The sequence below is a fragment of the Streptomyces sp. NBC_01092 genome, assembly GCF_045039535.1.
Classification (GTDB): domain Bacteria; phylum Actinomycetota; class Actinomycetes; order Streptomycetales; family Streptomycetaceae; genus Streptomyces.
In genome coordinates this window covers 1,963,969-1,987,758 of record NZ_CP108659.1, presented here as the reverse complement: position 1 = coordinate 1,987,758, position 23,790 = coordinate 1,963,969, and the positions used below count along the sequence as shown (strand labels likewise).

General features: G+C 70.3%; 20 protein-coding genes. 9 read left to right on the top strand and 11 right to left on the bottom strand.

The features are described 5' to 3' along the window. Positions 1 to 91 precede the first annotated feature (91 nt). The 5 genes from OG254_RS08735 to OG254_RS08715 are packed head-to-tail and all read left to right on the top strand — an operon-like array spanning position 92 to position 8,047. Positions 92 to 2,947, top strand: coding sequence for a nitrate- and nitrite sensing domain-containing protein (locus OG254_RS08735; protein ID WP_405579160.1), 2,856 nt, complete (start codon positions 92 to 94; stop codon positions 2,945 to 2,947). Next, positions 2,944 to 3,381, top strand: coding sequence for a roadblock/LC7 domain-containing protein (locus OG254_RS08730; protein WP_147997260.1), 438 nt, complete (start codon positions 2,944 to 2,946; stop codon positions 3,379 to 3,381). The genes OG254_RS08735 and OG254_RS08730 overlap by 4 nt, the downstream gene beginning before the upstream one ends. A 9-nt stretch (positions 3,382 to 3,390) precedes the next feature. After that, complete coding sequence (locus OG254_RS08725; RefSeq protein WP_405579157.1) at positions 3,391 to 3,786, top strand: DUF742 domain-containing protein; 396 nt, start codon at positions 3,391 to 3,393, stop codon at positions 3,784 to 3,786. Between the two features lie 24 nt (positions 3,787 to 3,810). Further along, positions 3,811 to 7,461, top strand: coding sequence for a hydantoinase B/oxoprolinase family protein (locus OG254_RS08720; RefSeq protein WP_405579154.1), 3,651 nt, complete (start codon positions 3,811 to 3,813; stop codon positions 7,459 to 7,461). Continuing rightward, positions 7,442 to 8,047 (top strand): ATP/GTP-binding protein, encoded by a 606-nt coding sequence (locus OG254_RS08715; RefSeq protein ID WP_351196454.1) that lies wholly within the window; start codon positions 7,442 to 7,444, stop codon positions 8,045 to 8,047. Before OG254_RS08720 ends, OG254_RS08715 begins: the two co-directional genes overlap by 20 nt. Positions 8,048 to 8,172: 125 nt before the next feature. Here the strand turns inward: OG254_RS08715 and glpK are convergent, their stop codons facing one another. The 5 genes from glpK to OG254_RS08690 all read right to left on the bottom strand — a co-directional run bounded on the left by glpK (position 8,173) and on the right by OG254_RS08690 (position 14,362). Next, a complete protein-coding gene (gene glpK, locus OG254_RS08710; RefSeq protein ID WP_405579150.1) occupies positions 8,173 to 9,684 on the bottom strand; it encodes a glycerol kinase GlpK in 1,512 nt (503 codons plus the stop codon). Between the two features lie 22 nt (positions 9,685 to 9,706). After that, a complete protein-coding gene (locus OG254_RS08705) occupies positions 9,707 to 10,432 on the bottom strand; it encodes an MIP/aquaporin family protein (protein ID WP_405579147.1) in 726 nt (241 codons plus the stop codon). 500 nt (positions 10,433 to 10,932) lie between these two features. Further along, a complete protein-coding gene (locus tag OG254_RS08700; RefSeq protein ID WP_405579144.1) occupies positions 10,933 to 12,582 on the bottom strand; it encodes an EAL domain-containing protein in 1,650 nt (549 codons plus the stop codon). Between the two features lie 167 nt (positions 12,583 to 12,749). Further along, positions 12,750 to 13,940: a lipid-transfer protein gene (locus tag OG254_RS08695; RefSeq protein ID WP_405579142.1), complete on the bottom strand. Its 1,191-nt coding sequence runs from the start codon at positions 13,938 to 13,940 to the stop codon at positions 12,750 to 12,752. Next, positions 13,937 to 14,362, bottom strand: a complete 426-nt coding sequence (locus OG254_RS08690) for a Zn-ribbon domain-containing OB-fold protein (protein WP_405594901.1) — start codon at positions 14,360 to 14,362, stop codon at positions 13,937 to 13,939. The genes OG254_RS08695 and OG254_RS08690 overlap by 4 nt, the downstream gene beginning before the upstream one ends. 168 nt (positions 14,363 to 14,530) lie before the next feature. On the opposite strand from OG254_RS08690, the gene OG254_RS08685 reads away from it, so the two are divergent. Together OG254_RS08685 and OG254_RS08680 are read left to right on the top strand one after the other, a co-directional pair. After that, a complete protein-coding gene (locus OG254_RS08685) occupies positions 14,531 to 15,340 on the top strand; it encodes a M15 family metallopeptidase (protein ID WP_405579139.1) in 810 nt (269 codons plus the stop codon). Between the two features lie 47 nt (positions 15,341 to 15,387). Beyond that, the gene (locus OG254_RS08680; protein WP_405579136.1) at positions 15,388 to 15,924 is read left to right on the top strand and encodes an NUDIX domain-containing protein; all 537 of its coding nucleotides are present in this window, start codon (positions 15,388 to 15,390) and stop codon (positions 15,922 to 15,924) included. On the opposite strand, the gene OG254_RS08675 is transcribed toward OG254_RS08680, so the two are convergent. After that, positions 15,915 to 18,293: a TIM-barrel domain-containing protein gene (locus OG254_RS08675; protein ID WP_405579133.1), complete on the bottom strand. Its 2,379-nt coding sequence runs from the start codon at positions 18,291 to 18,293 to the stop codon at positions 15,915 to 15,917. The two genes, OG254_RS08680 and OG254_RS08675, sit on opposite strands and share 10 nt — an antisense overlap. A 473-nt stretch (positions 18,294 to 18,766) precedes the next feature. Between OG254_RS08675 and OG254_RS08670 the strand changes: the two genes are divergently transcribed. Continuing rightward, entirely contained in the window at positions 18,767 to 19,000 is a 234-nt protein-coding gene (locus tag OG254_RS08670) for a helix-turn-helix transcriptional regulator (protein ID WP_405579130.1), read from the top strand. A 364-nt stretch (positions 19,001 to 19,364) separates the two neighbouring features. Here the strand turns inward: OG254_RS08670 and OG254_RS08665 are convergent, their stop codons facing one another. The 5 genes from OG254_RS08665 to OG254_RS08645 all read right to left on the bottom strand — a co-directional run bounded on the left by OG254_RS08665 (position 19,365) and on the right by OG254_RS08645 (position 23,186). Continuing rightward, complete coding sequence (locus tag OG254_RS08665) at positions 19,365 to 19,760, bottom strand: phage minor capsid protein (RefSeq protein ID WP_405579127.1); 396 nt, start codon at positions 19,758 to 19,760, stop codon at positions 19,365 to 19,367. Then, a complete protein-coding gene (locus tag OG254_RS08660; RefSeq protein WP_405579124.1) occupies positions 19,720 to 20,103 on the bottom strand; it encodes a hypothetical protein in 384 nt (127 codons plus the stop codon). The genes OG254_RS08665 and OG254_RS08660 overlap by 41 nt, the downstream gene beginning before the upstream one ends. Before the next feature lie 943 nt (positions 20,104 to 21,046). Next, positions 21,047 to 21,241, bottom strand: coding sequence for a hypothetical protein (locus tag OG254_RS08655; RefSeq protein WP_405579121.1), 195 nt, complete (start codon positions 21,239 to 21,241; stop codon positions 21,047 to 21,049). 604 nt (positions 21,242 to 21,845) lie between these two features. Further along, positions 21,846 to 22,094 (bottom strand): hypothetical protein, encoded by a 249-nt coding sequence (locus OG254_RS08650; RefSeq protein WP_405579119.1) that lies wholly within the window; start codon positions 22,092 to 22,094, stop codon positions 21,846 to 21,848. A gap of 555 nt (positions 22,095 to 22,649) precedes the next feature. Further along, positions 22,650 to 23,186: a hypothetical protein gene (locus OG254_RS08645; RefSeq protein ID WP_405579116.1), complete on the bottom strand. Its 537-nt coding sequence runs from the start codon at positions 23,184 to 23,186 to the stop codon at positions 22,650 to 22,652. A gap of 225 nt (positions 23,187 to 23,411) precedes the next feature. Between OG254_RS08645 and OG254_RS08640 the strand changes: the two genes are divergently transcribed. Then, positions 23,412 to 23,744 carry a DUF6233 domain-containing protein gene (locus OG254_RS08640; RefSeq protein WP_405579113.1) on the top strand — a complete coding sequence of 111 codons (333 nt, stop codon included), beginning with the start codon at positions 23,412 to 23,414 and terminating at the stop codon, positions 23,742 to 23,744. The last annotated feature ends 46 nt before the right edge of the window (positions 23,745 to 23,790 follow it).

Below are 23,790 nucleotides of genomic sequence, written 5' to 3'. Positions count from 1 at the left end.
AGTTACCTGTGCGTCGGTAGTAGGCTCGCGCCGACTGTTGACGCACAGATGTGCCCCCCTGACCGGTGGGGGGTTTGAGCTGGGGGAGGCCATGCGCTTTCGCGGGAAGTCGATCCGCCGGAAGATGGTGGCGCTGCTTCTCGTGCCGCTGGTGTCCCTGACCGCGATCTGGGGTTTCGCCACGGTACTCACGGGGCGGGGTGTGGCCCAGCTGTTCACGGTGTCGTCCCTCGTCGAGAAGATCGGTTACTCCACCGAGGACGCCGTCCGCGTTCTCCAGCAGGAGCGCCGTCAGGCGCTCGTCTATCTCGCCGACCCCCGGGCCTCGGACGCGCTGACGGCGCTGCGCGTCACCCGGAGCGCCACCGACGCCGCGGTCTCCGAGATCCGCAAGAACGCCAAGGACCCCGACGTCCGCGACGGGATGGACGAAGGCGACGAAGAGCGCCTCACCGCCGTCCTGGACGCCTTCGACGGCATCAACCCACTGCGCCGCAGCGTCGAGGACGGAACGGTCACCCGATCCCAGGCCCTCGACCTCTACAACCGGCTCGTCGACCCCTGCTACGCCCTGCTGGGATCCCTCGACGGGATCGACAGCGTGGAGATGGACAAGCAGGCCCGCGCCCTCCTCAACGTCACTCGCGCCCGCGAGCTGCTCTCCCGCGAGGACGCGCTGCTCAGTTCCGCCCTCGTGGTCGGAAAGCTCTCCCGCGACGAGACACGTGACGTCTCCGACCTCGTCGCACAGCGCACCCTCATGTACGAGGTCAGCCTGACGGACCTGCCTTCGTCCGAACGTGAACGCTTCGAGCGCTTCTGGAAGAACGCCTCCACCGCTCCGTTGCGCGTCGCCGAACAGGCCGTCATCTCCACCCAGGCCGGCCGGCCCAGCACCGTCGACGCCAAGACGTGGGACACCGCCGCCGGCGGCGTCCTCGACGAGCTCAGCAAACTCAACGACGAGGCGGGCACCCGCTACCAGGACCGCGTCAGCCCGGTCGCGATGGGCGTCATCATCAAGGCGGCCATCGCCGGCGTCCTCGGCCTGCTCGCCCTGCTGTTCTCGCTCATCCTTTCCGTGCGCATCGGCCGCAGCCTCGTCCGCGATCTCCGGCAGCTGCGCATGGAGGCCCACGAGGCATCCGGCGTACGGCTGCCCAGCGTGATGCGCCGCCTCTCCGCCGGCGAGCAGGTCGACGTCGAGACGGAGGTCCCGCGCCTGGAGTACGACCGGAACGAGATCGGCGACGTCGGCCAGGCCCTCAACAGCCTCCAGCGCGCCGCCGTCGAGGCCGCGGTCAAGCAGGCCGAACTGCGCGCCGGCGTCTCCGAGGTCTTCGTCAACCTCGCCCGCCGCAGCCAGGTCCTCCTGCACAAGCAGCTCACCCTCCTCGACACCATGGAACGCCGGACCGAGGACACCGACGAACTCGCCGACCTGTTCCGCCTCGACCACCTGACCACCCGTATGCGCCGCCACGCCGAGGGCCTGGTGATCCTCTCCGGCGCCGCCCCCTCCCGGCAGTGGCGCAAGCCCGTCCAGCTCATGGACGTCGTGCGCGCCGCCGTCGCCGAGGTCGAGGACTACGAGCGCATCGAGGTGCGCCGCCTGCCCCGCGTCGCCGTCACCGGCCCGGCCGTCGCGGACATCACCCACCTCGTGGCCGAACTCCTGGAGAACGCCACGGTGTTCTCCCCGCCGCACACCGCGGTCCAGGTTCTCGGCGAGCGCGTCGCCAACGGCTTCACCCTGGAGATCCACGACCGCGGCCTGGGCATGGCGGCCGAGGCCCTGCTGGATGCCAATCTCAGGCTCGCCGAGACACCCGAGTTCGAGCTGTCCGACACCGACCGGCTCGGCCTGTTCGTGGTCAGCCGGCTCGCCCAGCGGCAGAACGTCCGCGTCTCCCTCCAGCCGTCGCCGTACGGAGGCACCACCGCGGTCGTCTTCATCCCCGACGCGCTGCTCACGGACGACGTGCCCGACACCAACGGCATCGGGTTCCGTCTCGACCGCCCCACGCCCTCCAAGGAAGCCGAACTGGAGGAGTCGCGCCGGGCCGCCCTCGCCCAGGTGCCGGTCCGCGTGCCCGGTCTGCCGGCCTCGCTCCTGGATGGCCCGGTCGAGCTCGAAGCCCCCGTGGACCTCGACGCGCTCGGCGACTTCCCCGACCCCCTCGACGACGAGGACGGCGATCGCGGCGGCCTCTTCCACCCGCGGCGTGCCCTCAGCCCCACGGAGACCGAGACGACCGGCCCGCTCGGCGAGCAGCAGCACCCGGTCTCCGGCTTCCCCGGCGGCGCGGACCAGGCGGGCCCAGGCGCCGACGTGAGCGCCCCGGTGCCGCTGCCCCGCCGCGGTGCACCCAAACTGGTCAGCTCGCACGGACGCCCGGTCACCGAGCAGCGCTCCCGGCGGGAGAAGGCGGACCCCGAGCCCTCGCAGGGCCCGAGCCGTCCGCAGCCGAACGGCCTCGCCCCACTCCCGACCCGCCGCCGCGGCACGGGACCCCGAGGCGAGGCGGCCGGCGGCCCCGACCGCACCGAAGACCGCGGTGGGATCCCGTCCTCCGCAGGGCGCGAGCGCGGTGAGCAGCCGGAGCCACCGGCGCTCCCCAGACGCACACACCGCCCCGCGATCGCGTCGAGCGGCACCGACGACACCGCAGCGAGCCCGACCGACCCGCGACCGTCGACCGGCTCCGGTACGGGACCGCTGCCCCGGCGCGTACGGCAGGCCAATCTGGCCCCACAGCTCAAGCAGAACCCCGCGCGGCGCACCGAGGACAAGTCCGAACCCGTCGAGCGGGATGCGGACGAGGTACGCAGCCGAATGGCCTCACTCCAACGCGGCTGGCAGCGCGGCCGCCAGGAGAACGCCACGGACGACGACGCCCACAGCGGCACAGCACCACCACGAACGACTAAGGGGGACGGTCGATGACCGCACCAAAGGCGACCGGCCACACCGCGACCGACCAGTCGGGGGAGCTCAACTGGCTCCTCGACGACCTGGTGGACCGCGTCGCCAGCATCCGTAAGGCCCTCGTGCTCTCCGGCGACGGCCTGCCGACGGGTGTGTCCAAGGACCTGACGCGGGAGGACAGCGAACACCTGGCCGCCGTCGCGTCCGGGTTCCACAGCCTCGCCAAGGGCGTCGGCCGCCACTTCGAGGCGGGCAACGTCCGGCAGACGGTCGTCGAGCTCGACGACGCCTTCCTGTTCGTGACGGCCGCCGGCGACGGCAGCTGCCTCGCGGTGCTCTCGGACGCCGACTCCGACGTCGGCCAGGTCGCGTACGAGATGACGCTCCTCGTCAAGCGGGTCGGCGTACATCTGGGCTCCGCTCCGCGCACCGATCTGTCCTCGGGCGGGTAGTGGGATGGCATGAGCGCTGACGGTCAGGGAAGAAGCCACTGGTTCGACGACGAGGCCGGGCCGGTCGTCCGTCCGTACGCCATGACACGCGGCCGCACCACCAGTGCTGCCCAGCACCGCCTCGACCTGATCGCGGTGGTCGTCGCGCAATCGCACGCGGACGATCCGGACGCCGACTCGACGCTGTCCCCGGAACACGTGGACATCGTCGAGATGTGCCGTGACGCCCCGCAGTCCGTCGCCGAACTCTCCGCCGAACTCGATCTGCCCATCGGAGTCGTACGCGTCCTCATCGGGGATCTCGTGGATGGGGAATTCGTCCATGTGAACCGGCCAGTACCGCCTGCCGAGCTGGTGGACGAGAGTATTCTGCGCGACGTGATCAACGGCCTGCGGGCGCTGTGAGCGGCGCGGAAGCGGGGTAGTGACGTGACAGGCTGGCAGTTCTGGGTCGACCGTGGCGGCACCTTCACGGACATCGTCGCGCGACGCCCGGACGGCCGCCTGCTGACGCACAAACTCCTGTCGGAGAATCCGGCGCGCTACTCCGACGCGGCCGTGGCGGGCGTACGCGAGCTGCTGGACGGCTCCCCGGACCCCATCGAGGCCGTCCGCATGGGCACGACGGTCGCCACGAACGCCCTCCTCGAGCGCAAGGGCGAGCGGACCCTGCTGGTGATCACCCGTGGCTTCCGCGACGCCCTGCGCATCGCCTACCAGAACCGCCCCCTGATCTTCGCCCGCCGCATCGAGCTGCCCGAGCTGCTGTACGAGCGGGTCGTCGAGGTCGACGAGCGCATCGCCGCCGACGGCACCGTCCTGCACACTCCCGACCTGGACGCCCTCGCCGGCCCTCTCCAGGAGGCGTACGACGACGGGATCCGCGCGGTCGCCGTGGTGTGCATGCACAGCCACCTCCACCCCGCGCACGAACAGGCCGTCGGCGCACTCGCCGCCCGCATCGGCTTCCCGCAGATCTCGCTGTCCAGCGAGGTCAGCCCGCTGATGAAACTCGTCCCGCGCGGGGACACCGCCGTCGTCGACGCCTACCTCTCGCCCGTGCTGCGCCGCTACGTCCAGCATGTCGCCGACCAACTCGAAGGCGTGCGGCTGATGTTCATGCAGTCGAACGGCGGTCTCGCCGAAGCCGGGCAGTTCCGCGGCAAGGACGCCATCCTGTCCGGGCCAGCCGGCGGCATCGTCGGCATGGCCCGCATGTCGCAGCTCGCCGGGTTCGACCGGGTCATCGGCTTCGACATGGGCGGCACCTCCACCGATGTCTCCCACTTCGCGGGAGAGTACGAACGCGTCTTCACCACTCAGATCGCCGGAGTCCGGCTGCGCGCCCCCATGCTGGACATCCACACCGTCGCCGCCGGCGGCGGCTCGGTCCTGCACTTCGACGGCTCCCGCTACCGCGTAGGGCCGGACTCGGCGGGCGCGGATCCAGGACCCGCCTGCTACCGGGGCGGCGGTCCGCTCGCCGTGACCGACGCCAACGTCATGCTGGGCCGCATCCAACCCGCCCACTTTCCCCAGGTGTTCGGCCCCGAGGGCGACCAGCCCCTCGACGATGCCCTCGTCCGCGACCGCTTCGCCGCCCTCGCCCGCGAGATCCGGGAGCAGACCGGCGACGACCGCACGCCCGAGCAGGTGGCCGAGGGCTACCTTCAGATCGCGGTCGCCAACATCGCCAACGCCGTGAAGCGGATCTCCGTCCAGAAGGGCCACGACGTCACCCGCTACGCGCTCACCACCTTCGGTGGCGCGGGTGGCCAGCACGCGTGCATGGTCGCCGACTCGCTCGGCATCCGCACCGTCCTCGTGCCGCCCATGGCCGGCGTCCTCTCCGCACTCGGTATCGGGCTCGCCGACACGACCGCCATGCGCGAACAGTCCGTCGAGGCAGCCCTGGACGCCGCCTCGATGCCCGGGGTCCGGAAGACGGCTGGCGACCTCGAATCCGCCGCCCGCGCCGAACTCCTCGACGAGGACGTCCCCGAGGACCGCGTCAGGATCACCCGACGCGCCCAACTCCGCTACGACGGCACCGACACCACCCTCACCGTCGAACTCACCGAGCCCGACGCGATGCGGCGCGCCTTCGAAGAACGTCATCGCGCCACGTACTCCTTCACACTCGACCGCCCGATCGTCGTCGAAGCGCTCTCCGTCGAAGCCACCGGCATCACCGAACCCCCTGATCTCTCCGCTCTCGCCCCCTACGAGGCCGCCCCCGAAGGCAGCCCGGCCGCACCGGGAGCCGTCCGCCTCCACACCGGCGGCACCTGGCGCGACGTGCCCCTGCACCGCCGCGAGTTCCTCCCTCCCGGCGAAACCGTCACCGGCCCGGCGATCGTCACCGAGGCCGGCGCGACGACCGTCGTGGACGACGGCTGGCAAGCCGTGGCGACCCACGACGGGCATCTGGTCATGGAACGCGCGGCGATTACGGAGAGTTCCGAACTCGACACGAAAGCCGACCCGGTTCTGCTTGAGGTCTTCAACAATCTCTTCATGTCCATCGCCGAACAGATGGGCGCCCGCCTCGAATCCACGGCCCAGTCCGTCAACATCAAGGAACGCCTGGACTTCTCCTGCGCGCTCTTCGACCCGGACGGAAGCCTGGTGGCCAACGCCCCCCACATCCCCGTCCACCTGGGCTCCATGGGCACGAGTGTCAAGGAGGTCATCCGGCGCCGCGGCTCCCGGATGCACCCCGGCGACACCTACGCCGTCAACGACCCCTACCACGGCGGCACCCACCTGCCCGACGTCACCGTGATCACCCCGGTCTTCGACGCAGGAAGCGCGGCGAACACGGAGGGTGAACCGGAGATCCTCTTCTACGTCGCCTCACGCGGCCACCACGCCGAGATCGGCGGCATCGCGCCCGGCTCCATGCCCGCGAACAGCAGCACCATCGACGAGGAGGGAATCCTCTTCGACAACTGGCTGCTCGCCGAAGACGGCCGCTTCCGCGAGGAGGAGACCCTCCGCCTGCTCACCGAGGCGCCCTACCCCTCGCGCAACCCCAGGACCAACCTCGCCGACCTGCGCGCCCAGATCGCGGCCAACCAGAAGGGCGTCGACGAAGTCGCCCGCATGATCGAGAACTTCGGCCTCGACGTCGTCCAGGCGTACATGCGGCACGTCCAGGACAACGCCGAGGAAGCGGTACGCCGGGTCATCGACGCCCTCGACGACGGCGAATACGCCTACGAGACCGACTCCGGCGCCGTGATCCGGGTACGCGTGCGCGTGGACCGCGCGGGCCGCACCGCCACCGTCGACTTCACCGGCACGTCCCCGCAGCTGGCCACCAACTTCAACGCACCCTTCTCGGTCGTCAACGCGGCGGTCCTTTACGTCTTCCGCACCCTGGTCGCCGACGACATCCCCCTCAACGACGGCTGCCTGCGCCCCCTCGACATCGTCGTGCCGTCCGGTTCCATGCTCGCCCCGGAACCGCCGGCCGCGGTCGTCGCGGGCAACGTGGAAACCTCCCAGGCGATCACCGGCGCCCTCTACGCAGCCCTCGGCGTCCAGGCCGAGGGCTCCGGCACCATGAACAACGTCACCTTCGGCAACGAGCGCCACCAGTACTACGAGACCGTGGCCTCCGGATCCGGCGCGGGCGACGGGTTTCCCGGCGCCCCCGTCGTCCAGACCCACATGACCAACTCACGGCTCACCGACCCCGAAGTGCTGGAGTGGCGGCTGCCCGTCCGACTCGACGAGTTCGCCGTACGACTCGGCAGCGGCGGCGCCGGGCGCTGGCACGGCGGGGACGGCGCCGTACGCCGCATCCGGTTCCTCGAGCCCATGGCCGTCTCCACGCTGTCCCAGCACCGCCGGGTCCCGCCCTACGGCATGGCGGGCGGAGAGCCCGGTGCGCTGGGCGCCAACCGCGTCGAACACGCGGACGGCACGGTCACCGCACTTGGCGGAAGCGACTCGGCGGACGTCGGCCCCGGCGACGTACTCGTCATCGAAACCCCCGGCGGCGGAGGCTACGGCCCACCGTCGCGCGACCCCCATCAAGCAGGAGAAGAGATCGATGATCTTCGGGCGTTCTGAGCGCGGGAAGCCTCCGGTCGAGCCCGTCACGCTCAAGATCCTGGTGGCCGGCGGCTTCGGCGTGGGCAAGACCACCCTCGTCGGCGCGGTCAGCGAGATCAGGCCACTGCGCACCGAGGAACTGCTCACCGAGGCCGGACGACCGGTCGACGACACGAGCGGCATCGAGGGCAAGCGCACCACCACCGTGGCCATGGACTTCGGACGCATCACTCTGCGCGAGGACCTGGTCCTGTACCTCTTCGGCACGCCCGGCCAGGAGCGGTTCTGGTTCATGTGGGACGAGCTGTCGGAGGGCGCGCTCGGCGCAGTCGTCCTCGCCGACACGCGGCGCCTGGAGGACTGCTTCGCTGCCGTCGACTACTTCGAGCGGCGCTCCATACCCTTCCTCGTAGGCGTCAATTGCTTCGAGGGAGCCGCCCGTTACCCGGCGCAGGACATCCGGCAGGCCCTCGACCTCGACGCCGACGTGCCGGTGCTGCTGTGCGACGCCCGCGACCGGGAGTCCGTCAAGGAGATCCTCATAGGCGTCGTCCAGCACGCGATGGCCTATCAGGCGGACCGCCGCGAGACCGTCACCACCTGAAGCCCGGGTACGGACACGGCCCGTACCCCCGCCGACCGGGGTACGAGCCGTGGGCCATGGGCACGCGCGCGTGGCTCACTTGGGGCGCACGCACGCGTGGACCGTTCTCGGCTCCGGGACCTCGCTCAGTTCTCGCCGTCCTCCTCCCAGCCGAAGCTCTTCTCCACCGCCTTGCGCCAGTTGTGGTACTCGCGGTCCCGCTCCGGGGCGTTCATGGTCGGCGTCCACTCGACGTCCTTCGCCCAGTGCGCCTTGAGCTCGTCCAGGTCGTTCCACACTCCGGTGGCCAGTCCTGCCGCGTACGCGGCACCCAGGCAGGTCGTCTCGGAGATCTTGGGCCGGATCACCGGCACGTCGAGCACGTCCGCCTGGTGCTGCATGAGCAGGTTGTTCTTCGTCATGCCTCCGTCGACCTTGAGAGTCGTGATCTCGACACCGGAGTCCTGGTACATGGCGTCCACGACCTCGCGCGTCTGCCAGCTCGTCGCCTCCAGCACCGCACGTGCTAGGTGCGCCTTGGTGACGTAGCGCGTCAGGCCAGTGATGACACCGCGCGCGTCGGAGCGCCAGTACGGTGCGAACAGGCCGGAGAAGGCGGGCACGATGTACGCGCCGCCGTTGTCCTCGACGCTCGCCGCAAGCGGCTCGATCTCGTCGGCGGTGCGGATGATTCCGAGCTGGTCGCGGAACCACTGGACCAGCGCGCCCGTTATGGCTATTGCCCCTTCCAGGCAGTACACGGGCGCCTCGCTGCCGATCTTGTAGCCCATCGTCGTCAGCAGTCCGCTCTTCGACGGCACCGGCCGGTTGCCCGTGTTGAGCAGCAGGAAGCTGCCCGTGCCGTAGGTGTTCTTCGCGTTGCCGACGTCGTAGCAGGCCTGCCCGAACACGGCTGCCTGCTGGTCGCCCAGCGCCGAGGCGACCGGCACTCCGGCCAGCTGGCCGACGGCGGTCCCGTACACCTCGGAGGAGGACCTGATCTCCGGAAGGATGGCCTCGGGCACGTTCATGGCGGACAGAATCGAGGGGTCCCACTGGAGGGTCCCCAGGTTCATCAGCATGGTGCGCCCGGCGTTCGTCACGTCGGTCACGTGCTGCCCGCCGTCCGTGCCGCCGGTGAGGTTCCAGATGAGCCAGGAGTCGATGGTGCCGAAGGCGATCTCGCCGCGCTCGGCGCGGGCCCTGAGGCCGGGTACGTTGTCGAGCAGCCAGGCCGCCTTGGGGCCGGAGAAGTAGCTGGCCAGCGGCAGTCCGGTCTGCTCGCGGAATCGATCCTGCCCGTCCGAGCCACCGAGCTGGTTGCACAGTGCCGCGGTACGCGTGTCCTGCCACACGATCGCGTTGTGCACCGGCTTGCCCGTCGCGCGGTCCCACAGAACCGTGGTCTCGCGCTGGTTGGTGATGCCGAGCGCGCTGATCTGGTCGGTGCGCAGTCCGGCCTTCGCGGTCGCCCCGGCGACCACCGCCTGCACCTTGGACCAGATCTCCGTGGCGTCGTGCTCCACCCAGCCGGGCTTGGGGAAGATCTGGCGGTGCTCGCGCTGGTCGACGGCCACGATCGCGCCGTCCTGGTTGAAGATGATGCAACGGCTCGAGGTCGTGCCCTGGTCGATTGCGGCGACGAACTTGTCCGTCATGACGTCCCCTTCGTCGGTTCGTTCAGAACGCTGCGTTGAAGATGACCCCGGACAGCGCCCCGCCGATCAGCGGTCCCACCACCGGGATCCACGCGTAACTCCAGTCCGAGGTGCCCTTGTTGGGAATCGGGAGCAGGGCGTGGATGATTCGGGGGCCCAGGTCACGGGCCGGGTTGATGGCGTACCCCGTGGGACCACCGAGCGACAGACCGATGCCGACCACCAGGAACGAGACGATCAGGATCGCGGTGCCCGACAGGACGAGGCCCTTGGTCAGGCCGAACGCCAGGATCGGCAGCACCAGCCCGATCGTCGCGATGATCTCGGTGATGAGGTTCGCCACGGGATTGCGGATCGCTGGTGCGGTGGAGAAGATCCCGAGCGTTGGCTGGGCGATCTCCTTGTCGGCGTTGGCCTGGAACTGCGCGAAGTAGACCAGCCAGCACAGCACGGCACCGAGCATTGCGCCGACCATCTGGCCGGCGATGTAGATGAGGACCTTGTCCCAGTCCCCGGTGTCGATGGCGATCCCGATGGTCACGGCCGGGTTGAGATGTCCGCCGGACAGCGGTGCCGCGGTGTACGCGCCGGCCATCACGCCGAATCCCCAGCCGAAGGCGATGACGATCCAGCCCCCGTCCTTCGCCTTCGAGTAGTTCAGTACGACGGCGGCGACGACTCCGGCCCCGAAGAGGATCAGGATCGCGGTGCCGATGACCTCACCGAGGAAGATGTCTCCGTTGCTCATGGCTGCTCCTAGGCCCTGGCCGGGACGATCGGCCCCGGTTCTTCGTGCGGGGTGCGTTTCCCATGGCGACTTCAGCCGAAGGCAGGGAGGGTCCTGAGCCCCGCCCGGCATCCGTGACGAGCGTGCCGTCGCAGCCGGAATCGCCCGTGGGGGAGGCCTTGGCACAGGCGGAACCGCGCGGCGCACTGCGTGGATACGCCGAAAATGTACGGCGATGTCGGCTGACACCGGGAAGTGTTCACCGGCGTCCAGGGGGCGTCAAGGTCGCCGACGCCAACGGTTCGGGGCGTGCCGACGGGGCACGGGCCCACGCCGACCGTGTTCGGGGCACGCCGACTTGGAAGTGGGTAGGGACAGGGACGGATCTCCGAGGCCCTGCCGATGCCGGCGGGCGGGCCAGTTCCCGCTGGATCCTGCAGGGGTCGAGGACCATTGTTGTGCTTTTTGTGCTGAGGCCCACGGATGCCTTTCGGCCACCGCCGATCTCGTGGGAAATCGTCTCACCCCCTGCCGGGCTCCGCCACCGCGCACCCAGCCGCGGGGGCCGCCTCCGCCCCGCGAAGAATCTCATGCCCCGGCAGCCCCGCGCGCCCCAGCACCCAGCTCGCCCCACTCAGTGACTTCGCGGCCTTCTTCAACGGCGCCAGACAGGAGGCCGCCTGCCGATGGTCCGCCACACTGCCGGGTTCGCACAGGACCGTCGCCAACGACAGCGTGACGGGACGCCCGGCCGCCGACCAGGGAGCGTCCAGCATGGAGAGGGCCACCGGATTCAGCCCCTCCGGGTCCGCGAGCACGAGGAAGTCGTCGCCGCCGATGTGGCCCACGCGGGTGCTGTCCGTCGCCGCGTGCTGAAGCGCCCGTCCGACCGACCGGATCAGCTCGTCGCCCGCAGCGAAACCGGCGCCATCGTTGACCTGCTTGAAGTGGTCCACGTCCAGCCAGCTCAGTGCGAACCTCCGGCCGTCGGCGATCCGCCGGTCCACCTCACCGGTGATCGCGTCCGAACCGGGCAGCCGGGTCAGCGGGTTGAGCCCGGCGGCCTCCTCGACCCGGGTCTCGGCGAGTGCCCGAACGAGGTCCGCGAGCCGTACGACGCCCACGCAGCGGCCGAACCGGTCGACCACGGCCACATCGTCCGAGGTGCGGTCCCGGCCGCCGTCCGCGACCACGTCCAGCACCTCCCACGCGGTGGCGTCGACGCCCACCGTGCGCGGTGGATCACCGAGCTTGGCCGCAGGCCGGTCGGCGTACAGGGCGTGGCCGTAGCGGCCCGACATCGACAGCAGGAACCGGGAACGATGCACCGACCGGACCGGGACACCGTGCATGTCCACCAGGAGCACCCCGGACACGTCCGGCGACCCGGTCAGCAGCGCCCGCACCTGTCCCGCCGACGCGGTGGCGGGCAGCAACGCGGCCGGCCGGACGAACTCCCGCACCGAGGGTCCCGAAGGAGGCGTCACCCCCAGTCCGGGCGTGCGCGGCGGAACGTATACCTCCGCCGCGGGCAGCCGCGCCGGCGGAGCGAACAGTTCGCCCTGAGCGAGCTGTGCACCCGCGGAGCGCGCCGCCGCACACTGGAGTTCCGTCTCCACACCCTCGACGCACACGAGCGCTCCCAGCTGCTCGCACAGCGCCCGCATCGCCCCGATCGCCGCCGGCCGGGCCAGCAGCGAGGCGTCGAGCTTCACCAGCTCCGGTGTCAGGTCCGTCAGTAACCGCAGCGGGATGTCTCCGTCGCCCACGCCGTCCGCACTGATCCGGAACCCCTGGTCCCGGAGGGCGCCGACCGCCTCCAGAAGCGCCTGCTGGGGCACGTGCGTGTAGGGCGGACCGATGTCGATCGTCACCTCCCACGGCAGCCGCCCCGCCGCGCGGACGGCGTCGTGCAGCGGTGTCAGCCCGCCGAGGTCGGCGAGGGTGCCGGCGAACACGTTGACGTACAGGGGGAGCAGTGTCTCCTTGCGAGCCGCCGCACGGAACGCCAACACGGCGAGCTGGCCGTCGAGTTCGGGATCGCGGCGCGCCTCGGCCAGGACGTCACCGGTCTCCGGGCGGGCGAGTATCTCCAGCCCCGCGACTCCACCGGTCGTCAGATTGACCACCGGTTGGAAAGCGAAGCGGAGAGTATCCGTCCAGGAGTGCACGGCAGCATGATGGCGCCGCCGGAGTGCGCCCGAGCCCAGTTCATTAGACGTTCACGCAGGATTCCGGGCCGCTCACGCAGCGTAGATAAATGCTGATCGCGATGGGCGGCGCGGGGGCGGTGCGGCGTCCTTGCGACCGCCTCCGCGGGCCTGTCGCACGGCCGCGCTCAGCGCACCGCGACCACCGCCGATCCGTGCCCGAACAGCCCCTGGTTCGCGGCGATGCCCACCCGGGCCCCGGGGACCTGCCGGTCGCCCGCGGCGTCCCGCAACTGCCAGGTGAGTTCGCATACCTGGGCTATGGCCTGGGCCGGGACCGCCTCGCCGAAGGAGGCCAGGCCACCGCTCGCGTTCACGGGTATCCGTCCCCCCAGTGCCGTCGTACCCTCCCTCAGCAGCTTCGCGGCCTCGCCCTCGCCGCACAGTCCAAGATCCTCGTACCACTGCAGCTCCAGCGCGGTGGACAGGTCGTAGACCTCTGCGAACGAGAGGTCCTCGGGGCCGACTCCCGCCTCCTCGTAGGCCGCGCGCGCGATCGACTCCCGGAATGTCTCGTCCGCCGGTCGGACCGCCACGGCGGAGTCCGTCGCCACGTCGGGCAGGTCCAGGACGGTGTTCGGGTAGCGCGGCGTCACCGTGGAGACCGCCCGGATCCGCACCGGATTCGCGACCCCCTGCCGACGCGCGAAGTCCATCCCGGCCAGCACGAGCGCCGCACCTCCGTCCGACGTGGCGCAGATGTCCAGCAGTCGCAGGGGATCGGCGACCAGGGCGGAGGCGGCGACCTCGTCGGCGGTGACCGGCTTGCGATAGCGCGCGTGGGGATTGAGTGCGCCCGCAGCGGAGTTCTTCACCTTGACCTCAGCGAAGTCCTCGCGTGTGTCCCCGTGCACGGCCATCCGCCGACGCGCGTACAGCCCGAAGTAGGTCGGATTCGTCGCACCCAGGACGCGGAAGCGCAGCCAGTCCGGGTCGTCGGGCCGCTCGCCGCCGGCCGGCCGGAAGAAGCCCTTCGGCGCCGCGTCGGCACCTACTACGAGCACCACGTCCGCGAGCCCCGAAAGTATCTGCGCCCGCGCGGTGTTGACGGCCTGCGCCCCCGACGCGCACGCCGCGTACACGCTCGTGACGCGGGCGCCCTGCCAGCCGAGAGCCTTCGCGAACGTCGCCCCGGCCACATACCCCGGGTAGCCGCCTCGCACGGTGTCCGCGCCGACGATCGACCCGATGTCCCGCCACTCCAGTCCCGCGTCCGCCAGTGCCGCACGGGCCGCCACCGCCCCGTACTCCACGAAGTTGCGTCCCCACTTGCCCCACGGATGCATCCCCGCGCCGAGCACCGCCACGTCGTCCGTCATGCCGTCACCCCCGTCGGCCGCCACTGCCAGGTCGTCCAGATCGTCTCCGCGTCCTCATGGAGCACGCCGGGAACGACCTCCACGTCCATGCCCACCGTCAGATCGGCGACGGTGACCCCTGGAACTGCCTGTCCCAGCAGCACGAGGCACTCGGATTCCAGTTCCACAGCGACCAACGTGTACGGCTCCCACGGAAGTTCCGGATCGGTCACATAGGGTGACGGAGGACGGTGCCGGCTGTCTGTGAAGGACCAGACACGTCCGCGCCGGGAAAGGGGGACTTCTTCCAGGTCACCGCCTGCGCAGCCCGGGTTGCGACAGTGGGCGTCCTCACGCGGAAAGAAGACCGAGGTACACGCAGAGCAGCGGGTGCCGATGAGCCGGAAGTCCTCCCCGTCACCGGCGAACCACCCTTCGACCACAGGCGTACGCGTGCGTGGCATATCCCCTCCCGGGCAACAGATCTGACGAAGCGTCAGAAGAGTGTGCCACGGTCGACCGCACAGCGGCAGGGCGTCATGTCCGTCTTCAGAAGGAACCGTGCCCGATCGCTTCCCCGCCGGACCGCAGACCTGATAGATGCAGGAGACATGACACGACTCTCGACCACGGCACGGCGACTGGCCGTCACGCTTGCCACGCTGCTCGCCGTGACCGTCGCCCCCGCGACCGCCCAGGCGAAGACCGAGCCCAAGGCGCCGAAGGACTTCGTCGCGCTGAGAACCGTGGACCCCACCATCGTCCAGGAGATGCGGTACTTCACCCCGCACAACTTCGTCGGCGAGCGCATCGACGGCTACCGCCAGCCCCTGTGCATCCTCACCCGCCCCGCCGCCGAAGCGCTCCACAAGGCCCAGCAGCGACTGCTGCGCCAGGGCTACACGCTCAAGGTGTACGACTGCTACCGCCCGCAGCGCGCCGTCGACCACTTCGTGCGCTGGGCGGAGGACCTCGACGACGAGGCCATGAAGGACGAGTTCTACCCGAACGTCGACAAGACCCGACTGTTCCTGGACGGCTACATCGCGGAGAAATCCGGCCACAGCCGCGGCTCGACCATGGACCTGACCATCGTCAAGCTGCCGGCCAAGCCGACCAGGCCGTACCTACCCGGAGAGCCCCTGGTGCCCTGCTATGCCCCCAAGGGCGAGCGCTTCCCCGACAACTCCGTCGACATGGGCACCGGCTTCGACTGCTTCGACACCCTCTCCCACACCCTCGACCCGCGCATCCAGGGCGAACAACGCGCCAACCGGCTGCTCCTCAAGAGCACCCTGGAAGCCCTCGGATTCGTGAACCTCGCCGAGGAGTGGTGGCACTACACGTACAAGCCGGAGCCCTACCCGGACACCTTCTTCGACTTCCCCGTGTCCTCGAAATCCCTCACGAAGCACAAGTGACCGACCCCCGGAAGATGTCCTTCCACTGATCGGATACAGTCCGCCGCGTGTCCGAATCTCAAGCCTCCGCCCCCAACTCCGCAGCGGGCTCACACTGTTCGAGCTGCGGCGCGCCCTACGGAGAGGGCGTCTCCGGCTGGCCGCGCACCTGCCCGGTGTGCGGCGCCGTGGCCTACCGCAATCCGCTGCCGGTGGCCATTGCACTCCAGCCCGTGTACGACACGCAGGGCACCGCCCTGGTCGTCGTCACCCGAACCATCGCCCCCGCGCGCGGAGGCATCGCCCTGCCCGGCGGCTACATCGACGACCGCGAGGACTGGCGGCAGGCCGTCGTCCGCGAACTCAACGAAGAGACCGGCATCGACGCGGCCGGCCGCGACGTACGCCTCGTCGACGCAATGAGCTCCCCGGACGGGCACCTGCTGCTGTTCGGCCTCCTGCCGGAGCGGCCCGCCGACCGTCTGCCGACGTCGGCCGCCACGGACGAGACCGAGGGCTGGCACCTCCTGCGCAGGCCGGAGGAGCTGGCCTTCCCGCTGCACACGCTGGCCGCGCGGGCCTTCTTCGAGGGCCGCTACATCTGAGCCCCACGCTCGCCGAGCCCGCGTACGCGCACCGGACGGGGTGACGGAATCACGCCGTCATCCTGGTCCAGCTCGACGACCACCTTGTTGCCGTCCCAGCGCGTGACGTAACGCTCGATCTCCGGCTCGTCCCAGCCGTCACCCGCGTCCGGCACGACAAGCCCGCCCCCGGTCCGTCCCCGGGCGGGCGCCCACACCTCCAGTTCAAGCCCGCCGTCGTCCCCACGCACGGGGACGACGGCGCCCGAGCGCACCAGCACCGGGATCCGCGACATGGGCGCGTCGACGAGAACCTGCCCCGGCCCTTCGTACGCCCGCTCCGTCGCCGTGTCGTACCAACGCCCGCGTGGCAGCTGCACCGCACGCCGGTCGGCGCCCGGATCCAGCACCGGCGCCACCAGCAGGCAGTCGCCGAGCAGGAAGGCGTCCTCGCAGTCGCGCAGCGTCCGGTCCTCGGGCGCCGACCACCACAGCGGACGCACATAGGGCGCCCCCGTGCGCCGGGCCAGATGCGCCAACGTCATGAAGTACGGCAGCAGCCTCCGACGCTCGACGAGCGCCACGCGCGCGTGCTCCAACACCTCGGGCCCGAACTCCCACGGCTCCCTGCGCCCCGCACGCAGGCTCGCGTGAGTACGGAACAGCGGCAGATACGCGGCCAACTGGAACCACCGCAGATACAGCTCCGGCGAAGGACTCCCGTCGAAGCCGCCCACGTCCGGCCCCGAGTACGGCACACCGCACAGCCCGAGCCCCATGACCAGCGACAGCGAAGCTCGCAGCCCCGGCCAGCCCGTGGCCACGTCCCCGGACCAGGTGCCGCCGTAGCGCTGCATGCCGGCCCATCCGGAGCGCGAGAAGACGAAGGGCCGCTGCTCGGGCGCCAGTTCACGCAGCCCTTCGTAGCCCGCCCTGGCCATGCACAGGCCGTAGACGTTGTGCGCCTCCCTGTGGTCGCCGTCGCGCCCGTCCAGGGAGTGCCTGGCCGAACGCGGCAGTGTCGACTCCCCGAAGGCGGTGAACGAGGTCGGCTCGTTCATGTCATGCCAGAAACCCGCGAAACCCTGCGCCAGCCGCTCCTCGTACAGCCCACCCCACCACCGCCGCACGCGCGCGTGCGTGAAGTCGGGGAAGACCGCCTCCCCGGGCCAGACGACGCCCCGCACGAGTTCACCCGAGGCGTCCCGCACGAACGCGTCCTCGGCCGTGCCGCTGTCGTACACGGCATTGCCCGGGGCGTCCTTCACCGCCGGGTCCACGATCGACACCAGGCGGATCCCGTCCCGCCGCAACTCCTCGGCGAGCTGCGGCAGTTTGGGGAAGGCCTCATGGTCGACCGTGAACACCTGGTGCTCGTCGTAGTGGTCGATGTCCAGATGGACCGCGTCCAGCGGCAGGTTCCGTTCCTGGTAACCCGCGACGATCCGCCGCACCTCCTGCTCGCTGCCGAACCCCCACCGCGCGTGATGGTGCCCCAGCGCCCACGCGGGCGGCAGCGCCGCCGCACCGGTCAAGGACGCCCAGACGAGCAGCACGCGCGCGGGAGTGCCCACCATCACCCAGCAGCGCAACGGACCGCCGTCCATCCGCAGTTCGCTCGCCCCCGCCCGGTCATGGCCGGAACCGGCGCCTTCCTCGCCCTCCCGCAGGGTCACGGTGCCGTCCCACGAGGTGTCGTGGAACACCAGATGCGTCGCTGCGTCGGCCACCACCAACTGCACCGGCATGGTGATGTACAGCGGATCGTCGCCGGGACCGAACGGACGCCCGGGGTCGGTATTCCACAGCCGGTACGTGCCGTCCCTGAGCCGGGGACCCGACGCCCGCCCTCCGAGCCCGAAGAACCGCGCGTCCGCCGCCACCTCCGACCGTTGCATCCACCGCGCAGGCCCGCCGGCGACCGGCTCCCACCAGCGCGGCGGCAGATCACGCCGCAGCGTCACACCACCGGGGGTCTTCACCTCCACGGCGCCGTGCCGCGAGATGACGACCGTCACCCGCTCGGCCACGACCCGCCAGCCGCCGTCCTTGTCGGGCTCCAGGACAGCCCGGGGATCCGGTTCCGGACAGCGGCCCGCGAGCGCGTACGACGGCTCGGGAGCGGCCCCGTCCCAGCCCCAGAAGACGGCCCCGTTCACCGTCACGCTCACCCGCAGCTCGGACCGGCTGAACCGCAGGACACCGCCGCCCGGACCGGGCCGCACCTCCTGCACGGGCCCGGGCACACGGGCGCGCTCGACACCCCGGGGCGGCAGCCCCACGGCGTCCGCACGCCTCCTGCGCCACGCCGCTCGTACGGTACGCAACCCCTGGGCCGCCCCCACAGAACCGACCGCCTTCATCGAACGCACCAGGTCACGACCGTCCATGCTGCTCAGCCTGCCATTCACCGCCCCACACGCGCGTGCCGTTCAACTGCCGTTCACCCGTGCCGGGACCACATCTTCACGACACGGACTATGCCGTCGAGAGCGGCAACGGTGTCCCACCGCCTCCATGTGGTCCATGGAGAGACCTACAGAGGGCGGTTCGGGAGCCGTCTCACACGACCTCTGTGAGATGTGTGTGAGAGGGCGATGGCCCTAGGCGGCACGAAGCGGCCCCGGATGGTGGAGTTTCCGGTCCTCCGCCAGCCGGGGCCGACGTGTGTAGACGCTAGCTGGATTCGAACAAAGTTTCTAGCGATTCTGGCATATGCCTACGTGAAGCGCACGAGAGGAACCCGCCCCGCCGGAGGTTTCCGGTCCTCCGACGGGGCGGGCGCTTGAGCGGCGCGCAATGATCACAGAATGCCTGGTTTGCCGGGCTGACTTGTGATCACGCACGCCAAAACCTTTGTCGAGTGCACGTACCCGATGACGACGACTGGCTGACCGACCGCCGCCGCGCCATTGGCGAACACATCCGCACAACACGCACACACCGCAACATGACCCGAGAGGCTCTCCACCTCGCTGCCGGCGTCAGCCGCTGGAGCCTCCAGGAGATCGAAGCCGGGCGCGGCAACCCACAGCTCGACACGTTGCTCCGCATCGCCGCCGTCCTGGACGTCCCGCTCGCCGACCTCGTTCGGTGAAAGGCGCCCCGCCCATCCGCCACGGGGGCAGCGGACGAGCGGGGCCGATCACGGGCCGATTACCGACACGGGTGCTGAGGCTGATCCTGCTGCTCGCGCGGCTGAGGCGGACCGCCCGGCGGATCAGGTCTCGGCGTTGTCGCCAGTACCTACTCGCCGCTGGCTCCACCGCTCGGCTCGGCTTCCGCCTCCCCGTGGGCAAGAGGGCACACGTCCATCCCGAACAGGACGGGCATCATCTGCTGAGTGGGGTGGACCGGGCAGTACCGACGCCCCCGGACGTTGTCCAGCCTCCACTCCTCCTCGGCTAGGTTGCTTTTGGTTGGCGTCCTGTAGCCGTTTCGAGCGGGCATGTCAGCTTCTCCTAGGCGTCGTCACGCAGCGGGTGTGTGTCTTCCGCCATGCTCGCGGCGAGCCGGTCAACCGCGGCCGCGTTGGGCAGCGCATTGCGGGCGGCCAACTCCCGGCCGATGTCGAGGGCGCCCACCTCGGCGACGGCCGCCTGGCGGCCGCGGTTATACGCCTCGGTGAGGGCTTCGGCGACTGCTCCGGAGGCGTCGTTCTCCAGAGCTGTGGAGATGGTCTCCACGGCGCGCCGTAGGTCGCCCACGGCTGCGAGCTTGAGCTCCGCCCACCGAGGCGATTCGATGTCCGCTTCCAGGGCCGCGGCGAGGCGCTCCAGGAGCGAGGCCTCGGCGTCCTCGTACAGGCGGCGGACTTCAGTCGCCAGGTCCTCCGCCATCGCTGGGGAAACCGGCATCTCCGTCCCCCTCTGCGCCCGTCAGCGTCGGGTCGGCGACGGCACGTCCGGTCTCGGCGAGGATCGCGTCGACCTCCGTGCGCACCCGGTCGTCGTCCCAGTCCGGGTTCACCAGCCGTACGAGCGTCTCCCGTGAGGCTGCCTCAGCCCGGTTCAGGAGCTCGGCCGTTGTGGCGAGCTCGGTGGGGGCTTCGCTGATGCCGTCCTGAAGCTCCACTTGCGGCGGCTCCAGGTCGAGCCCGGTCACGCGGAACCGTGGCCCGGTCAGGACTGCCAGGTACGCGGCCGTGATGTCCGCGATGCCAGGCTTCCAGTACAGGCCCTTGCGGCCTGCGGTCCCCAAAGAGCGTCGATTCCGGGCCTTGACCTCAGTCGCAGTGACCGGCTGTCGGACTCGCCGAACGAGCCGGCCGAGTAGCCGGCCTGCCGCACGGCTTGCTCGACCAGAGCCTGACAGGTGTCGCGGTGCTCCTGCACACGAATCTCGAACTGCACCACCGTGAGCGGGTTGGGATCGCCAGGCCGCTGGAGCATGCTGAGCCCCGAGTAGACCCTGCGCTCCTCGCTCCACGCCGCGCCCTGGCCGGGGCCGAGGGATTCCAGCATCGAGGAGGGGACGACGATGCGGCCCTTGCCCTTCCCTGGAAGTCCGACTGGCCCCAGTAGGCGGCGGTGGGGATGTGCCTCCAAGCGCGCGCCGGGCGGACGTTGGGTACGTACGCGGCGGTGAGGTTGTCGGGGGCGCCGGTGTCGAGGCCCCCCTCCTCGTCGACCATCGCGGCGAGCGGCGCCGTCTCGGGGTGGTCGGCGAGCGGCCGTATGGCACCCAGGCTCGTCGACGAGCCCTCGTACAGGCCGTGGAAGATGCGGCCCTTCTCGTGCGCTCCAGGTGCCAGAACACCCGTTGGTCGTTGCGGCCTTCGGCCTCCAGGACGGTCCAGAAGGTGACCGCGACGAGCCGGCCGTACCGGAACTCGGGGACGGCGCGGTCGGCGGCCACGGTGTCGATCCACGGGCGGTCCGATACCTCGTCGTCCCAGACGACGCGCAGGTACGCGCCGCCAAGCGCTGCGCAGATCTCCCCCAGCCTCCAGGAGCGTCGGCTGAAGCCCGCCCTCCATCAGGTCGTCCAGGGCCTGCTGGGTGGCTTCGCTGGCTCCCTCGACGGCGACGAGCTTCGGTGCCTCCGAGAACAGCAGCTCGCTGCTCGTACGGGCGATGTCCCCGGCGAGGGGAACGTGGAGCTTGTCGCGCTTCTCGCCCTCGGGGGTGGGCTGTCCCCAGAACTAGCGGGCGAAACGGCCGACTACGCCGCCGCGGTGCTGCGAGGGCCGGTCGACGGCTTCGCGGTAGCCGCGGCCGGAGCAGCGGGCTTCGAGCCGGTCGGGCTCGCTGGAGTACCAGGCATCCCAGCCGGCGAGCGCGTGCTGGACGCGGTAGTCGACGGGCGGCCATGTCTCGTCGCGCGTGGGCAGAGGCATTACGCGGCCACCTCCAGGAGCATCGGGATGTGCGGCCGCCACAGGGCCTCGGTCGTACGGACGCCGTACCGGAGCGCGTCGCAAGAGTGGTCATCGATCTTGATGGGCTTGTCCTCGCCCTTTTCCGCTGCCTCGTCGGCCAGCGCACGAACGTGTAGACCGGTCGCTCCTCGCCGGGGATCATCTCGTAGTCCAGCCCGGCGTTGGTGTCGTTGTTGTTGCTGGTCAACGCCCCTTCCTGGGGGCCCTCCTCGTCGGGGGAGGGGAGCGGTGGGAAGTCACCCTTCTTCACGCCCGGGGAGACGGGCACGGGGCGGCGTTCCATCCCCACCCCACCGGAGAGGGGGATACGGGCCTCGGCGAGGGCCTCCCGGACGGTGCTGGTGGAGGTCCCCAAGTGGTCCGCGAGAGCGGTGGTGTGGGCGTGCGGGGCGCCCACCGTGTGGAGGGCCTGGACGAGCTGCTCGAGGGTGATCCCGCTGGGGGGGGGCGGCCTCCTCTGAGCCATCCTCAGCGCCCTTGTCGGTCGGCTGTGGCGCCGGTTGTGCAGGGGCGGTGGGGTCGGGCAGGCGTAGCCCCAGCACGACTGCAGTCACCAGCCACGTCAGGGCGAGCAGCAGGGCAATGCGCGGGAGTTGGGCGCGTGGAGTGCGGTGGCGAGGAGGGCGGTGGACATTTGGATGCGCAGGGCCCCGTGGGCGGCGGGGCGTAGGCGGGAGGGCAGGATCCGCACGTACCGTTCGCCGATCAGCTCGGCGCCGAACCAGCCGAACCAGCCGAACCAGCCGAACCCGACGAGCGCGAGGTCGGCCGCCGGTGCTCCGGGGCCGAGGGTGTCGAGGAACGCGGCCATCGAGGCGTATGGGCCGAAGGACCATCCGACGCCCGCGCCTGCGCCGTGGATGAGGAGCCAGCGGCGCGCGCGGGCACGGCGGTTCTGGGCGCGGGTGTCGACGGGCTCGGGGGGCGGGCGGAGGTGGGAACGTGATGTGGAAGCCGGGCGGCAGCTCACTCTCCCTGCTCGGGCGACGGGGCGGCGTCGGGGTCCTTGCGGACGGACCACCAGGGCGGCTTCTCGTCCGGCTGGTCCGGGTCGGGCGTGGGCTTCATCAGGCGTCTCGTCGTACCGGCGTCGGACCGTGGGCGCCCTGTGTATGACCAGGCGTCGTGCGGGTGTGATCGGGCGTCATTCGGGCCCAGTAGGCGGTAGGAACGGTCGTCTGGGCCGTGCCGCGTTCGGGCCACCGAGATTGCCGACCACCTCGGCATCAAGCTCAGCACGGTGCAGGACGTGTTTCGCGGCTACAAGGGCTCAGGGACGGCGCGGCCGAAGAAGGATCAGGCCGAGGGGTAGCCGGGTTGGCGGGGAGCGCGAGGCGGGAACGGCGCGCCGGATGGGTGCCGGCTTCTAGCACGCGGTAGTTACGGTCGTCATTTGTCCGCTGAACAGCGCCGTTAGATTCCCCGTCAGTTCGGGCTCGGGCTTCCGTTTGTCCAAGGTCCGGGTCAGAGTCCACTTGGTGGTGGGGTCTTGCGAGTCAGTGAAGTCGAGGCGAGCGGGGAGGATGACTTCGTGTTCCTCTCCGTATTCGTCGGTGGTCTTCAGGGGGCCCATGTACCACATGACGCAGCCGGGCACTGATCCGACGTCGAGATACCTTTCGTCGTCGAAGATCACTTTCACTTCGTTGATCGTCTGCCGCGTGTGGTTGGCGATGCTGAGAGTTCGTACACCCTCGCGGTTCCAAACGATGAAATCGACCAGGCTCGCCTGCTCTCGCTCGGTACTCCGCTCTGTCGCCTTCCGGGCCTTCGTGGCGTCGGTGTTTGCCGCCTTGGACTGGATGTAGCCCAGGACGGATACGACCGCAGCCATGGCTGCGACAAGGAAGGTGAGCCACTCCCGCGCGTGTTTGTGTCTGCCGTCACTGGCCTCATCGCCCATGCGTGCAGGATCGGAGCGGCGATCGAGGCCCGCAACTCCTAGTACCTGCTGGTGACGGGGAGTGACCGGCGAGAGTGTAGGTCAAGACGCGGGGGCGTCGGCGGTTTCTCGACGAGGCGGGTGCACAGCGTTTGAATCGAACATGCGAACGAGCTGCCATCGGATCCCCCGCGCCTGCGCGAGATCCTGGCGCACCTGGACAAGGAGCTCGCCGCGAACGAGACGGTGGGCACGTACCTCAGGCTCCAGCGACAGGCCGTCCAGGCCGCGCTCGCCCGGGCCGAGGCGTCGCCCCCTCGGCGGCCGAAGCTGCCCAAGGGTGGTGCCAGCCTCGGCCCGGTGGCGCAGATCGTGCCCCGGCCGCAGTTCGTCGTCCAGCAGAAGCGCACGTCCCGGGGGCCCGAGCCCTCGATCATCCATCTCGGCGACTGCTCGATGATCGAGGGCAGGCCACACCGGATCACGGAGCATGACGCGCGGGTCTCGCTCACTGACCCGACCATCGAGGCCCGCGCGTTCTGCCGACCGGACACCGAACTCGGCGTCGACCTGGACTGACACGGGCGTGGCTGAGCACCCTCACGGGTGGGTGAGGGGGCTCAGA

Excerpts from the sequence above, each read along its gene's own strand:
- OG254_RS08735 (WP_405579160.1), top strand. The coding sequence starts at position 92 with ATGCGCTTTCGCGGGAAGTCGATCCGCCGGAAGATGGTGGCGCTGCTT.
- OG254_RS08730 (WP_147997260.1), top strand. The coding sequence starts at position 2,944 with ATGACCGCACCAAAGGCGACCGGCCACACCGCGACCGACCAGTCGGGG.
- OG254_RS08725 (WP_405579157.1), top strand. The coding sequence starts at position 3,391 with ATGAGCGCTGACGGTCAGGGAAGAAGCCACTGGTTCGACGACGAGGCC.
- OG254_RS08715 (WP_351196454.1), top strand. The coding sequence starts at position 7,442 with ATGATCTTCGGGCGTTCTGAGCGCGGGAAGCCTCCGGTCGAGCCCGTC.
- glpK (WP_405579150.1), bottom strand. The coding sequence starts at position 9,684 with ATGACGGACAAGTTCGTCGCCGCAATCGACCAGGGCACGACCTCGAGC.
- OG254_RS08705 (WP_405579147.1), bottom strand. The coding sequence starts at position 10,432 with ATGAGCAACGGAGACATCTTCCTCGGTGAGGTCATCGGCACCGCGATC.
- OG254_RS08695 (WP_405579142.1), bottom strand. The coding sequence starts at position 13,940 with ATGACGGACGACGTGGCGGTGCTCGGCGCGGGGATGCATCCGTGGGGC.
- OG254_RS08685 (WP_405579139.1), top strand. The coding sequence starts at position 14,531 with ATGACACGACTCTCGACCACGGCACGGCGACTGGCCGTCACGCTTGCC.
- OG254_RS08675 (WP_405579133.1), bottom strand. The coding sequence starts at position 18,293 with ATGGACGGTCGTGACCTGGTGCGTTCGATGAAGGCGGTCGGTTCTGTG.
- OG254_RS08665 (WP_405579127.1), bottom strand. The coding sequence starts at position 19,760 with ATGCCGGTTTCCCCAGCGATGGCGGAGGACCTGGCGACTGAAGTCCGC.
- OG254_RS08655 (WP_405579121.1), bottom strand. The coding sequence starts at position 21,241 with ATGCCTCTGCCCACGCGCGACGAGACATGGCCGCCCGTCGACTACCGC.
- OG254_RS08650 (WP_405579119.1), bottom strand. The coding sequence starts at position 22,094 with ATGGCCGCGTTCCTCGACACCCTCGGCCCCGGAGCACCGGCGGCCGAC.
- OG254_RS08645 (WP_405579116.1), bottom strand. The coding sequence starts at position 23,186 with ATGGGCGATGAGGCCAGTGACGGCAGACACAAACACGCGCGGGAGTGG.